14 protein-coding genes are annotated in these 12967 nt (G+C 54.7%); 3 read left to right on the top strand and 11 right to left on the bottom strand.

Annotated elements, in window-relative coordinates:
- Positions 1-561: 561 nt before the first annotated feature.
- On the top strand, positions 562-864 hold the full coding sequence (locus N8E88_RS09850; protein ID WP_262292353.1) for a hypothetical protein: 303 nt from the start codon (positions 562-564) through the stop codon (positions 862-864).
- A 103-nt stretch (positions 865-967) separates the two neighbouring features.
- Positions 968-1222, top strand: a complete 255-nt coding sequence (locus N8E88_RS09845) for an autotransporter outer membrane beta-barrel domain-containing protein (protein WP_315975243.1) — start codon at positions 968-970, stop codon at positions 1220-1222.
- A gap of 632 nt (positions 1223-1854) precedes the next feature.
- On the opposite strand, the gene N8E88_RS31770 is transcribed toward N8E88_RS09845, so the two are convergent.
- From N8E88_RS31770 to N8E88_RS31765, 8 genes are all read right to left on the bottom strand, one after another.
- Positions 1855-2010, bottom strand: coding sequence for a helix-turn-helix domain-containing protein (locus tag N8E88_RS31770; protein ID WP_410010592.1), 156 nt, complete (start codon positions 2008-2010; stop codon positions 1855-1857).
- A 258-nt stretch (positions 2011-2268) separates the two neighbouring features.
- Positions 2269-2538, bottom strand: coding sequence for a hypothetical protein (locus N8E88_RS09840; RefSeq protein WP_262292352.1), 270 nt, complete (start codon positions 2536-2538; stop codon positions 2269-2271).
- A 532-nt stretch (positions 2539-3070) separates the two neighbouring features.
- Positions 3071-3211 carry a hypothetical protein gene (locus N8E88_RS09835; protein ID WP_262292351.1) on the bottom strand — a complete coding sequence of 47 codons (141 nt, stop codon included), beginning with the start codon at positions 3209-3211 and terminating at the stop codon, positions 3071-3073.
- Between the two features lie 296 nt (positions 3212-3507).
- On the bottom strand, positions 3508-3783 hold the full coding sequence (locus N8E88_RS09830; RefSeq protein WP_262292350.1) for a DUF982 domain-containing protein: 276 nt from the start codon (positions 3781-3783) through the stop codon (positions 3508-3510).
- A gap of 480 nt (positions 3784-4263) precedes the next feature.
- Positions 4264-4521 carry a hypothetical protein gene (locus N8E88_RS09825; protein ID WP_262292349.1) on the bottom strand — a complete coding sequence of 86 codons (258 nt, stop codon included), beginning with the start codon at positions 4519-4521 and terminating at the stop codon, positions 4264-4266.
- Positions 4522-4925: 404 nt separating this feature from the next.
- A complete protein-coding gene (locus tag N8E88_RS09820) occupies positions 4926-5177 on the bottom strand; it encodes a DUF982 domain-containing protein (protein WP_262292398.1) in 252 nt (83 codons plus the stop codon).
- Between the two features lie 1718 nt (positions 5178-6895).
- Positions 6896-7261 (bottom strand): c-type cytochrome, encoded by a 366-nt coding sequence (locus tag N8E88_RS09815; RefSeq protein ID WP_112527005.1) that lies wholly within the window; start codon positions 7259-7261, stop codon positions 6896-6898.
- Between the two features lie 534 nt (positions 7262-7795).
- Complete coding sequence (locus tag N8E88_RS31765; protein WP_410010591.1) at positions 7796-7951, bottom strand: helix-turn-helix domain-containing protein; 156 nt, start codon at positions 7949-7951, stop codon at positions 7796-7798.
- Positions 7952-8557: 606 nt separating this feature from the next.
- Between N8E88_RS31765 and N8E88_RS09810 the strand changes: the two genes are divergently transcribed.
- A complete protein-coding gene (locus tag N8E88_RS09810) occupies positions 8558-11251 on the top strand; it encodes an autotransporter family protein (RefSeq protein ID WP_262292348.1) in 2694 nt (897 codons plus the stop codon).
- A gap of 267 nt (positions 11252-11518) precedes the next feature.
- Here N8E88_RS09810 and N8E88_RS09805 read toward each other — a convergent pair whose 3' ends face one another.
- From N8E88_RS09805 to N8E88_RS09795, 3 genes are all read right to left on the bottom strand, one after another.
- Positions 11519-11665: a hypothetical protein gene (locus N8E88_RS09805; RefSeq protein WP_262292347.1), complete on the bottom strand. Its 147-nt coding sequence runs from the start codon at positions 11663-11665 to the stop codon at positions 11519-11521.
- Positions 11666-12003: 338 nt separating this feature from the next.
- The gene (locus tag N8E88_RS09800; RefSeq protein ID WP_262292346.1) at positions 12004-12219 is read right to left on the bottom strand and encodes a hypothetical protein; all 216 of its coding nucleotides are present in this window, start codon (positions 12217-12219) and stop codon (positions 12004-12006) included.
- A 12-nt stretch (positions 12220-12231) separates the two neighbouring features.
- Positions 12232-12501, bottom strand: coding sequence for a hypothetical protein (locus N8E88_RS09795; RefSeq protein ID WP_262292345.1), 270 nt, complete (start codon positions 12499-12501; stop codon positions 12232-12234).
- Positions 12502-12967: the final 466 nt, after the last annotated feature.

Genomic DNA, 12967 nt, shown 5'->3' with positions numbered 1-12967 from the left:
CCGCACTTTGGGCCACATAATGCGCCTCAATAATGGTGCGTTAACCGGAAATCGGCGCGCCACATCTCGACAGTGGTGCTCGAACGGTGCACGGGTGAGACAACCACTATTATTACGGAGATGATCCCGTCTCCGTAAGTACAGCATTTTTCTCATCACGCGGCTGATGTGTCTCAGGGAACGTCCTAAACGCTTTCGGTGCTTCATTCTCAAGTAGTAGCGCAGAATCCGGTCATCCTTTCCCATAGCTCGATGCCCGAGAGGTCGTGACCTCGAGGTAAAGCAAATCGAATGCGACCTAGCAACCGTAGATCAGGAATTATTCTGTGATTTCAACTAGGCTAGCCACTAATAAAAATTGTCCAGCCGATGACTATTGTCCAGAGTGCCAAAGTTATTATTTATGTCACCTCAGTCCAAGTGGGACAATTTTGCTCTGTATCAGCAACAATGCCATGGAAATTCTAATCATTTACCATTTCACATCATAAAACATTTGCGTTCGCAGTGTAATTCGAACGATTTAGTGACAGGGCGGCTTCGCCAATAGGGGGAATCAGGATGAATTCAAACAGTAGCCGGCGCAAATCGGTCCGAATCGCGACTTCACTCAAGCTACTGACCATGACATCCTGCTCTGTGCTGACGATTGCCGCTCTGCTGCCGCAGCACAGCTGGGCGGCAAATCACCTGGCATCGAATGAAACTGAGCTTCGCCAAGCCATTTTGGACGCCAATGTCGATGCGGACCCCACTGCCACAGTCACGTTGACTGCGAACATAATCATCATCGATCCCACGCTGCTTCCTGCTTTGAGCAGACCGGTGACGCTCGATACGGGCGCCTTCGCACTGTCGGTGTAAACGTCGCCAGTGGATCCGCGCCGGGGGACCAGCCTGACTTTCTCAAGGGCAGGATTGGACTTTCCGCCGATTACCAGAATGCCGGGAGGATGGTGCCGGCAAGCTGACCCGCACCAATCTCTATGGCATCGCCAACCTCTATTATGAGTTCCTCGACGGCAACGAGACCGATGTGTCGGGTGTGAACTTTGCCACGGCCAACGACCGCAACTGGGGCGGTATCGGCGCTGGCGGCAGCTATAACTGGAATGACGACAAATATTCGCTCTACAGCGAGGTTTCCATCAACACCAGCCTGTCCAATTTCGCCGACAGCTACAGCCTCAACGGCACGGCGGGGTTCCGGATCAAGTTCTGAGGCACCAGAGCCCGTCCCGACCTGCCTAAAACGCAATACAAAAGGCAGGCCGGGTTGCTGACATTTGGGGCTCAGCGATCATAGCATGCTCCCATGTGATTAAGATTGAGTGAGACCCGACGTGGGGGTCAATGGGCGGTGACACGCCGGGCCTCGGGCCGGAGCTTGTGAGCTCTCCGACAAGGGTCGAACGTGTCGGATGAAGATTGGCTCCGGTACTAATTCCAATAAGCTAGGTGAGGCCCGACGCCCCTCCTTGGGCTCGGATGACAGACGTCGGGACCTCTGTCGAGCTGTGGCTAAGTTCGACGCCACTACAACGCACGAATATGAGTCTGGTTCTGCCGGAAAGGCGATAAGATCTGTCACTTACAGCGAAATGAGTGGCCCGGCCGACCGGAACGCAAAATACCAGCGGCCGGGCCTATCAGGTCTGATGTGAAAAAGAAGGGCTGCTTCTTCCTCAGACCTCTTGCTGAAACGGGGCTTCAGCACATGGGAAAACAACCAGCATTTAATTCTGGTTCCACGTCAGTCCGGCAATAGACAGAGGTTATGTCTCGGCTTGCTCTTGTGCCACCTTGTCACTTCAAAATAGGCGGTGGCCGCTCCGGCTCATATCTTATGCTTCCTCAAAAATAGGGATCAAGGAAGTCCATAGGCTTGGCGCCCAGAACCTCACAAATTCCTACGAGAGTTGAAACTGCGATTCTGTTTTTGCCCTGTTCGTACTTTTGAACCTGGGCGTGTGAAAGGCCCATCGCCGTTCCAAACTTCTCCTGTGACATCCCGGCTTGAAGCCGAACTTCCTTAAGCTTGGCCCCAATTTCGATTTCTATTGTTCGAGCGTGATAGACTGGCAACCTTGTGTCTCTCCGACGGTCTCTCTGCACGTTTCCATGCGATGTTTCATGAGGAAGTTTTGAGCTGAATTGCACATCGGTCGAATCGCTTCGACCATAATTTTGTCTCCCCATTTGTTACACGAAGTTCGCAGAGCCCGAGGGGGGCGTCAATCGCGCTTCTTTTCGTCGTGTCTTACCTCGTCAGTGATTGTTCTCATCCCGAGCCTTAGTGCGCTGAGCCTCTTCAAGGTCCATTTCTTTCTCCATGGCAACCCGAGCCTCTAATAAACCCAAAATGCCCTCCCGAGCCTCATTCTCATTCCAGCCGGCAGCAATCGCCTCTGCATGAAGATCCGTCATAGGCTGCTTGGCTTCAACCAATTCATTGAACCGGTCCTTCATGGCCTCTTTACACGAGAGAAATCTGTCAGGGTGACTCTCCGGTAAATTCGGTCGTTCAACGAGAGCCATAGCTCCCTCCTGTCCAAAGCCAAGCATGTCAATATCCGGAACATACAACGTCGACTTGGCATATCAGTTGCACCTGATCACCGGCTCATGTTGGAGATCAAAAAGAAGGCGGCGCCGAAGCACCGCCGATGAGTTGGATTTCTACCGCCCGGACTCGAACCTCCCGGCGCGACTGTCGTTCCGTTCAATTAACAATCGCGGTCAGGGCTGCCGGATAAAGGGTTTCCTCAATCAGGCCCGGAGGAAAGGTTGTCTCTATAGATTCATCCTAGACCCTTAGATGATGAGAAATTTGTGCCCGCCGCCGGTTGTCCGGTTGGCGGGCCTTTTGCTTTAGAATGACAGATGCTAGTGCGCCAGCGCTTGTTGACTTTTGCTTTTGGCCCTCAGACTAGTCTTTTAGACCGGAACGTTAATGGTCGTGGCACGTTAAAATCCGAATGGTCATTTCAACCCACCATTTGCGGAGAAATTTATGTTTAAGAAATTTGTGATTATCGGTGCGACTGCAATGCTCGCTCTGGCAGCGGCGTCACCGTCTTTTGCCCAGAGCGTTGAGATCGGACCGAACGGCGTAAGGATGCACCAGCAACAAGACCGGATAGTGCCGAGAGATGGAATGCGTCGGGACGTCGGTATAGGAGAGCGGGAGGCTATCCGTATCGCGCGCCATGAGGGTGTCCGTCAGGTTGATGACGTTCGAAGGACTCGCTCAAACTTTGTAGTGCGTGGCAGTGATCGAAGGGGCAATGATATTAGAGTCGCAGTGGATCGCCGGTCGGGTGACGTGATCTCAGTAGACTAGTATTAGGCACGCCAGTTCCAAGAAAAGCTCGTGGGGAAAAATAATCCTGCGAGCTTTTTTCATGGTTGTAGGTCTAGGATAAACGGGCCTCGCTTGATCTATGTCCCCTTGCACCAACGCCCAAACTATCGGTGCAGCACTTGGTTCCAGTAATTTAAGATTGGTCATGCCCGCCGAAGCTTGCTCTTGTGCCACCGAATGGATTTGCCGGTCGGCGGTCCACGTTCCGGTTCATCCACATAGTTGCCAGCCTCCTTTGCGGCTTGGATAAATGCAAAGCGCGCCGATCCGGGGGAGAGGTTCCCTTCCAGACACGCTAGCAGCGCGTGTTTCGCCGCCGTCAATATCTCGCTTTCCTCGATCGGCCAATCTGTGAGAATCAGCTCTGCGGCTTGAAGTGCCGAGGTGACGACGCGCATCCGGCCAGGATGGCTTGTCATGATGCGAACTTCTTTGAAGGGTTTTTCTTCCATCGCGGGCTAACGACCAAAAGTGGACTCAGTTCCGCACGATGGGATAGTCAATATTTATTATCTGAGACAGGACTCAGGGAGCATTGGCTCCCAAGTCTTCTACGTGCGAGAACCACCCAAGCGCGACAGCGATGGCAAGCGCAACAATAAATACTAAGCCGTATAGACAGTAGGGCAGGTCACGCGGACCGTGTTCCGGATCGTCACCAAAATCTATTCGCATAGGATCATTCCCTGCGTATGATTTGACCGTCATGCATTTCAAAGATGCCGTTCTGGCCACCTTGCTGGTTAAAATCGCGTTCGAGCTCATCCCAACGGCCAAGGAGATCTCCGCATGAGCTGCAATAAATGGGCGTATGGCTCTGAACGTTTTCGGGGATTTCCAAATAGATCGTCCCGCAGGCTTTGCAGTCGAGTTTATGATCCAAGCGTTGCGGCATGTTGCTACTCATAGAGTTTTCCAGATATGGAGCCATGTGATGCAGATGAATGCGATAGATGAGCGCTGTGCCGGTGACGCCCTTGCTCGGTTTCGGACCCGACAGTCTGTTCGTTGATGACTGCCAGAGAGGTAATCAACTGGATATCGCGTTTTCCGTTGTTGAAGAGGCGCATGACTTCCCGCGCCAGGCGTTGCGCATGCGGATCGGTCCGAGGTGAACGTTCCAGCATTGCTGCTGCCCTGGCGTATGCGTCGGACATCACGCGCCAATCCTCTTGGCTATATACGACTTCAGAAACGGATGTGAGTGGTTGAAAGGTCATGATCGTACCCCATAATCGAAGGATTTTCGTCGTTGTGGCAGCTGCAAGCATAAAAAGGCGGTGGACATTCCACCGCCAATTTGTGAGCCATGAAATACGTGCCTGGCAAATCATAGCCCAACCGATCTGGAATATCGGCCTCCACCAAACATATAAGATATGCTTTGGTTCCTTCTCTGTCCGGTGAGGGGCAGATAGCCCGATCAGCAGGAAGATTTTCAGCTGATCGGGCTGTTGGCCCCCTGAAGGGTCATCCCGACCGGGACGGGCCGGGACCGAAAGATACCATGTATTCCGTGACCTGAAATCGGACCAATGGCGCTAACCACACGGCAAAAGACCTACAGCCGCTTTTGAGTGATGTAGATACCGGCTTCTTTAGCGGCTTCGATAAAGGCGTTCCTGCAACTCGTACAAGTGGCCTCGCCGGCGAGAGCATCCAGGCATGCCCGCTTTGCTGTCTTGAATTTATCGGCGTTCCTTACCGGCCAATGCGCAACAAGCCATATTTCCGCTTCGACTGCAGAGCCAATGTTCTTCGTGTTCCCGAATTGATCGGTAATGGTTACATAGGGGAACGGTAGGTCGCGCATACCATTAAACGCGCAATACGAAATGCCGTTCCTTGTTTTTGGAGCGGCGACTTGCGCAGACAACAGTTCGGCGTATTGTGCTTGGGTAAGGGACTGTTGAAGGGGTTCAATATGGATGTCTCAGCGCCTCGACCACAGGTTGGAATGTCCGCATTGCGGTACATTGTACCTCAAATTTCCGACCGTTCTATCGAAGGATAGCCCCATTTGTTGCAGCACGTGCGGCGAGCTGCTTGGCAGATGGATCGAGCTCGAAGAAGACTTCAACGCTCAAGGTGGGCAGAGCGGCATCTTTGAAATGCATGACGGCCAGATCATCCGAATAGACGGATTGTCCTCCCAGCGATTCTACTCAGATCCAGAAGTGCCCGTTTGTTTCGCATCCTGGATGTTCAAGAGATCGCTCAGATAGTCTGCTTGATCTTGGGGAAGGTCGATCGCAAAGAAACCGTTGACCACAGTTGGGAAGCCCGTGGACAGGTCATAGACGGCCCACCTTCCATTGGCTTGCTGCCTCGGCTCGTATTTTCTCTCTGCCATTCCGGGCGAACGAACGAAATGTGTGCTTTGTTCCTCGTGCCAGTCATTAGCGACGGCGCACATTTTGACATATCTCGCTAAGCATCAGATCGTTCGCGATTGGCGGCGTGCCACGCCCTCAGATAAGCGGCGTAATGCTCCTTATTCTCCTGCCGCCACTTCCGGGATCTTTCTGCCGCCTTTGCCTTCTGCTCGGGACTCTGCGGATTGGCCGCCCGCCATTTACGCATCCTCGCAGCCGCCTTGGCATTCGTGTCGGCCCTAGTCGTATCATCGCCCATTATCATGCAGACTCACTATACTTCATACTTCCGCATCACCTTTGTGTTCACCGCAATACCACTCCAGCCCGTAGCGCTTGTCAAACCCGAACGATCCCCACGGCTTGCAGCCCTCGTGCATGCAGTAGTGCTCAAACAGTCCAGCAGGAGCTTTCTCCATGTGGGATGGATAAGAAGTTTGTGGTGGGAGCCGAATTGGTTCGTCGTTCATTCGTCATTCCGCTTACGTTCACACTTGACAGTCAGACAAGTGAAATAGGTGAGGTCGACGTCGTCACGACCACGCTAACGACGCCAGACCTCGGCCGAAGAGTTCGGCGCTCTCCGACAAATTACCAACTACGATAGTAAAGGTTTGTTCCGGCAGTTCCGTCCACAGCAGTCATAAATTCGCAAGCAGCCCCCGCCGGGTCCTCTCATTCAGGCACGTGCTCTATAGGAGGATCTGCTAACAGTGTGACTGCGGTCACGTAGCCGATGAGGGCTAAACCGATTACGCCTATTGCGGCAAGTACGGTACAAATTTTCATCAAGCGGCGATTCATATAACAAACATGCCTCTATCGGAAAACTGGTCACGCCGAGTGGTCTGTAACTTCAACCGGAGTAAATTGTTCCGGCTACTTATCGGTTCCTAAACGCGATATGATAGCATTTCATATGAGCATAATCTGTTGTTCCTTTTGGGACCGCACTTTGGGCCACATATCGCCACAGGAATGGTGCGATCAGCGGAAACTCTCAATGTTATCAATAGTGCGGTAACATGGATGGTGCGTCTCGACCGCACCGAACTTTTGGCTCGTTGCCCATGAAATCGGTGCGCCACTTTTCGACGTGCTCGAATGGTGCACGGATGGCGAACAAAATACAGGTGAAGGCACCTACGACGACCATCTAGTCGCCCGACTTCAGGAACTCGATGATCGTCTTGCGTTGCGCGGCATCGGTAATGCCGCCATAGGGTTTCATGCTGTTGCCTCTTACCACCTGGTCGGGATTGGCGATGAACTGGTCGAGATTTGCCTCGTCCCAGGTGATGCCGGACTGCTTCATCGACGACGAGTAGTTGTAGTCCGGCAATGAGCCGGCCTTGCGGCCGACGATGCCGGCGAGGTTCGGACCTTGCCGGTTGTCGCCTTCCTTCATCGTATGGCAAGTGCGGCAGCTGTTGTTGAAAGCGGTCTGACCATCGTCCTGGGCAAGCGCGAGAGGGCACGTCAGCCCGCCGACGAGACCCAGCGCGAAAAAGCGCGTGTTCATGTCATTCTCCGGTTCTGGTGCCGGAGGCACAACGTCTGCCGGTCAGAATCCGTTCCGTGACGCTGGCGCAATTCACTCGCCAGCAGTGCTGCCCGCCAACAGCGCCACGGCACTCGCCGGGGCGTCTGCACAAAAGTGATCGTTATCGGAGCGAAGCGGACTCAGCCAAAATTTATGAGTACACGCCGTAGTGTGTCCCATGCACACGCAACCCAGCCAAATCTTCATAGCAACAACGGCTCTTCCTCTGCCTTAGGTTGCGGCAAGACAATCAGTTCATTATCGGGCTGGCGGCCTTTGCAGCGCAGCGCTTCCTCGGCCAGCGCATTCATCTCGCTTTCCGCGGTCGGCCAGTCTATCAGGATTTGCTCTGCGGCCTGTAGCGCTGATGTGACGACGCGCACCCGCCCGCGTGCGACCAGGGAATGTTCTTGGCGCGATGCTCAGACCTGTTGCAAGTGCCTATGCTTCGGCTTGCTCTTGTGTCAGTTTCAAAATAGGCGGTGGCCGCTCCGGCTCCTATCTTATGCTTCCTCAAAAATAGGGATCAAGGAAGTCCATAGGGTTGGCGCCCAGAACCTCACAAATTCCTACGAGAGTTGAAACTGCGATTCTGTTTTTGCCCTGTTCGTACTTTTGAACCTGGGCGTGTGAAAGGCCCATCGCCGTTCCAAACCTCTCCTGTGACATCCCGGCTTGAAGCCGAAGTTCCTTAAGCTTGGCCCCAATTTCGATTTCTATTGTTCTGGAGTGATATACTGGCAACCTTGTGTCTCTCCGACGGTCTCTCTGCACGTTTCCATGCGATGTTTCATGAGGAAGTGTTGAGCTGAATTGCACATCGGTCGAATCACTTCGACCATAATTTTGTCTCCCCATTTGTTACAGGAAGTTCGCAGAGCACGAGGGGGGCGTCAATCGCGCTTCTTTTCGTCGTGTCGAGCTCTTTGCCATTTACCCCCAACGGTGCTTGATGAGGCTGAGCTCCGCAACCCTCGATAGTCAATATTCATTACTGAATAGTCCTGCCGTTGCTGCGCTGCAACAGATTCAAGTTTTCTTAAGCAACGCAGAAGTTTGCCTCTACAACCTATTGTTGTATTCACCGAATCCCATAGGTTGCGACTGCGGGGGCGGTATTGAGGGGTAAGGTCGGTGGCATCAAGCATCAGCAGAGAGATTTCGGGGACGCGGAATGCGCTTCTCGCGGGCGTGAGTTGTGCCGCATTGGCAATCGTTTGCGGAGTTCCCTCGGAAGTCATAGCCGGCAATTATACAGCCAGCACCCGGGGAGAATTGGACGACGCGATCCGTCAAGCGAATATTGATGCAGATGCCACTGCCACCATCAGGCTCACCGACAACGTAGTATTCTCAGCCGCGGCACCAAGCTTGGTCGTTCCCACCAAGCCCATTACGATCGACACACAGGGCTTTACCCTTTCTGGCGCAGATGGTTCCGGCGCCGCCAATGGTACCGGAATATCCTTGCTGGGGAGCGGTGGCGGCCGCTTTTATACCCTCGTGGGTAACTTCAAGGGTGGCAACGCGGATCTCGGAGTCGGCGGGAGTGGCCTTCGAATAACGCTCGGGCCGACGGTAACCAACGAGGGAGTGGTTCAAGGCGGAAACAGTCTCGGTGGGTCAGGCGGCGTGGGCGTCGAGCTTGGGGGGCCCGGGGCTGCACCTTCACTAATCAACAAAGGAACGATTCGTGGCGGGACCGGAACTGTGGTGAATGGCAACGGGATTCTCGTTCGCGCAGGCACGATCATCAATACCGGGACAATCGGGGGTGGCGCGGGGGCTCTGGCGATCGTGGGTAACGCAGGCAATGTCAGCCTCAATGTCGTCAACAGCGGCACAATCCGCGCGGGTGCTGGTCAGACAAATGCGATCCTGCTTACGCAAGGCGGCGCGAATGGCATCACATTGGAACTGCAAGCAGGTTCGGTCATCGACGGCAATGTCGTCGGCAATTCGACTGTTACAAACGATATCTTGCGGCTGGGTGGAACGGGCACCGACAGCTTTGACGTGTCGACGATCGGCCCGCAATACCAGAACTTCGATACTTTTCAGAAAACCGGCAACGGCACCTGGGCGCTGACCGGCACGGGTGCAGCGACAACGAATTGGGACATTCAGGCTGGAACTCTCGCTTTAGGCAATGGCGGCACGAGCGGTAGTGTCGTCGGCGATTTGGCTTTGAACGGCGGATCACTAGAGTTCAACCGATCCGACGTGGTGACCTTCGACAATGCGATCACCGGAACCGGCAATGTACTGCAGTCCGGCAGTGGCACGACCATCCTGAATGGCGACTACACCTATAGTGGTCTAACTTCGGTTGTCGCCGGTACTTTGGCCATAAACGGCTCAATCACAACCCCGGTCTCCGTGGCGACTGCCGGTACTCTCGGCGGCATCGGCACGATCTTCGGCGATGTCGAGAATCTAGGCATGATTGCTCCCGGTAATTCCATCGGCACATTGACCGTGGCTGGCAACTATATCGGCAATGGTGGCACTCTGGAGATAGAAACCGCGCTTGGCGACGATGCCTCGCCGACAGACCGGCTGGTGGTTACCGGCGATACGTCGGGCAGCAGCAATGTAAAAGTGATCAATACCGGTGGCACAGGGGCGGCGACGGTCGAGGGCATCAAGATCGTCGACGTTGGCGGCGCTTCCAACGGCGCCTTCTCGCTGCTCGGCGATTACGTGATCAATGGCGAACAGGCGGTTGTTGCCGGCGCCTATGGGTATACCTTGCACAAGAATGGGGTCAGCACCCCCAGTGATGGTGACTGGTACCTGCGCTCCGAGCTGACGCCGACGCCTCCGACAACACCGCCCACAACCCCTCCAACCACACCACCGACCACTCCACCCACCAACCTTCCAACCACGCCACCGACGATACCAACCACGCCGCCGTCATCAGGTCCGATCTACCAGCCAGGTGCGCCTCTCTACGAAGCTTATGCGCAGGTCCTGCAAAGCCTCAATGGTGTCTCGAGCCTGCAGCAGCGTGTCGGCAATCGCTATTGGGCAGGCGCGGGCAACAGCGCGCTCGCACAAGGCGATGGCCCCGGAACGCTGGAAGCTGCTCCGGCGCCTTCGCAAGGTGGCGATATCGTCACTGATGCGCGCGGCATCTGGGCGCGGATTGACGGTGCCCATGGCAAGTTCGAGCCGAGGACTTCCACCACGGCCGCCGATTACGATATCGACACCTGGAAGGTAGAGACCGGGATTGACGGCCAGTTCTACGAGAGCGACGCCGGCAAGTTGATTGGCAGCCTCAGCGCCCATTACGGCCATGCCTCGGCTGACATTTCCTCGTTCTTCGGTGATGGCTCGATCGACACCGACGGCTATGGTCTCGGCGGCGCGCTGACATGGTATGGCCAGAACGGCTTTTATGTCGACGGACAGGCACAGGCGACGTGGTATGACAGTGATCTGACCTCCGACACGCTCGGCACCAGCCTTGCCGACGGCAACAATGGCTTCGGCTATGCCTTCAGCCTTGAAACCGGCAAGCGCATCGACCTTGACCAGAGCTGGACCCTGACGCCGCAGGCGCAGCTTGCCTATTCCAATGTCGATATCGACAACTTCACCGACCCATTCGGTACAGACGTGTCGTTTGGCAGCGGCGACAGCCTCAAGGGCAGGATTGGACTTTCCGCCGATTACCAGAATGCCTGGGAGGATGGTGCCGGCAAGCTGACCCGTACCAATCTCTATGGCATCGCCAACCTCTATTATGAGTTCCTCGATGGCAACGAGACCGATGTCTCGGGCGTGAACTTTGCCACGGCGAACGACCGCACCTGGGGCGGTATCGGCACTGGCGGCAGCTATAACTGGAATGATGACAAATATTCGCTCTACAGCGAGGTTTCCATCAACACCAGCCTGTCCCATTTCGCTGACAGCTACAGTCTCAATGGCACAGCGGGGTTCCGGGTGAAGTTCTGAGCCGCGAGAGTCCGTCGGCCTTTTTGCGTTTCCAGAGCTTACTTATCAGTCTCGTTAAGTGAGGCCCGACTTCTCCGCCACAACACTTTTACTCCGGACAGGTCGGGCCTCTGCTGATCCGGGGGGCTGGGATCAGCAATGCAGTTAAACTAGGTCAGCGAAACACCCATCCGAGCACCAGGGATATCGCGATAGCGAGTAAGAAAACTGGACGGTACAAATGATAGGACCAATCATTTGGCCGCCGTTTCAGCTTTCCAGCCATTGTCAGGATACCATGCCGGTACGTTCGTTCGCGATTTTGGTCGCCGTATGTTCCTGCTCCGCGGCTCTGGCCGCAATAAGCAGATCGTCCCGCAGCCCCTGGTCGAAAAGCTTCATCACGATCTCGCGCGAGACGGTTTGCGTTTTCATGGGTGATTTGGCAACGGCCAAGCATCTGCGACGCCTTGGCGTGCGCACGTTGCATCAGATCCCAATCTTCGGGTGAATAGTTATGCTGGCTGAGTAAGTGAAGCATGGTGCTCTCCCATAGGTTAGGCGGGAGCGCGTTCCATCTCTCAAGCGTCAGTGGCCAAAGATGCCTGACGACGTTTGAATTGTCTGCCAAGGGACGAAAGGAGTCAATTGATAGCGGATAAAGCAGTCACTTCCAATACTTGCGGCCCGGTCCGTGGCGTGGGCCGCAGTAACGAACGGAAGCCATGCGACGAGGAGGATGCCGACCAGGCTACGACTGATGGTGATACTATTCATAATAGCAGTGGCTGTTCTTGCTCTGCCTCAGGTTGTGGCAGAAGCCATACACCGGTAATCATCTTTTCGATTTCGTCCGTGCCATGTTGTTGGAATCGACCCGCCAGGGTTGCTGCCAGTGCGTAACGGTCCATCCGAGCCGGCCTCATCTCCTCCGCTCTATCGGCTTGCCGGTTGATTTCACGCATGAGTTCCTCGTCGTCATCCGCCATCGTCTTACCTCGTCAGTGATTGTTCTCATCCCGAGCCTTAGTGCGCTGAGCCTCTTCAAGGTCCATTTCTTTCTCCATGGCAACCTGAGCCTCTAATAAACCCAAAATGCCCTCCCGAGCCTCATTCTCATTCCAGCCGGCAGCAATCGCCTCTGCATGAAGATCCGTCATAGGCTGCTTGCCTTCAACCAATTCATTGAACCGGTCCTTCATGGCCTCTTTACATGAAAGAAATCTGTCAGGGTGACTCTCCGGTAAATTCGGTCCTTCAACGATAGCCATAGGTCCCTCTCCAAAGCCAAGCACGCCAATATCCAGCACATACAACGTCAATTTGGCATATCAGTTGCACCTGATCACCGGCTCATGTTGGAGATCAAAAAGAAGGCGGCGCCGAAGCACCGCCGATGAGTTGATTTCTACCGCCCGGACTCGAACCTCGCGGCGCGACTGTCGTTCCGTTCAATTAGCCATCGCGGTCAGGGCTGCCGGATAAAGGGTTTCCTCAATCAGGCCCGGAGGAAAGGTTGTCTCTATAGATTCATCCTAGACCCTTAGATGATGAGAAATTTGTGCCCGCCGCCGGTTCTCCGGTTGGCGGGCTTTTTTGCGCTAAGTCGGAACCGATCATCGGGCTCATGGTTCCTACTGTTAACATCGGAGCGCGACAATGACGGAGAAACGCGGGCAAGTAGTACGGCTGGAGCCATTCAGGCCGGAATACCGGTTCGCTCTTCGCTTTCGTTAC

Source organism: Phyllobacterium zundukense, assembly GCF_025452195.1.
Lineage (GTDB): Bacteria > Pseudomonadota > Alphaproteobacteria > Rhizobiales > Rhizobiaceae > Phyllobacterium > Phyllobacterium zundukense_A.
Note: the sequence above shows the minus strand (reverse complement) of the source record. Positions and strands in the feature narration are given on the sequence as shown.

Bases quoted from the DNA above. Each gene is read 5' to 3' on its own strand.
- N8E88_RS09840 (WP_262292352.1), bottom strand. From the start codon at position 2,538: ATGGCTCTCGTTGAACGACCGAATTTACCGGAGAGTCACCCTGACAGA.
- N8E88_RS31765 (WP_410010591.1), bottom strand. From the start codon at position 7,951: ATGTCACAGGAGAGGTTTGGAACGGCGATGGGCCTTTCACACGCCCAG.
- N8E88_RS09795 (WP_262292345.1), bottom strand. From the start codon at position 12,501: ATGGCTATCGTTGAAGGACCGAATTTACCGGAGAGTCACCCTGACAGA.
- N8E88_RS09830 (WP_262292350.1), bottom strand. From the start codon at position 3,783: ATGACAAGCCATCCTGGCCGGATGCGCGTCGTCACCTCGGCACTTCAA.
- N8E88_RS31770 (WP_410010592.1), bottom strand. From the start codon at position 2,010: ATGTCACAGGAGAAGTTTGGAACGGCGATGGGCCTTTCACACGCCCAG.
- N8E88_RS09820 (WP_262292398.1), bottom strand. From the start codon at position 5,177: ATGCGCGACCTACCGTTCCCCTATGTAACCATTACCGATCAATTCGGG.
- N8E88_RS09815 (WP_112527005.1), bottom strand. From the start codon at position 7,261: ATGAACACGCGCTTTTTCGCGCTGGGTCTCGTCGGCGGGCTGACGTGC.
- N8E88_RS09835 (WP_262292351.1), bottom strand. From the start codon at position 3,211: ATGGCGCGCGATACGGATAGCCTCCCGCTCTCCTATACCGACGTCCCG.
- N8E88_RS09805 (WP_262292347.1), bottom strand. From the start codon at position 11,665: ATGAAAACGCAAACCGTCTCGCGCGAGATCGTGATGAAGCTTTTCGAC.
- N8E88_RS09825 (WP_262292349.1), bottom strand. From the start codon at position 4,521: ATGTCCGACGCATACGCCAGGGCAGCAGCAATGCTGGAACGTTCACCT.
- N8E88_RS09800 (WP_262292346.1), bottom strand. From the start codon at position 12,219: ATGGCGGATGACGACGAGGAACTCATGCGTGAAATCAACCGGCAAGCC.
- N8E88_RS09850 (WP_262292353.1), top strand. From the start codon at position 562: ATGAATTCAAACAGTAGCCGGCGCAAATCGGTCCGAATCGCGACTTCA.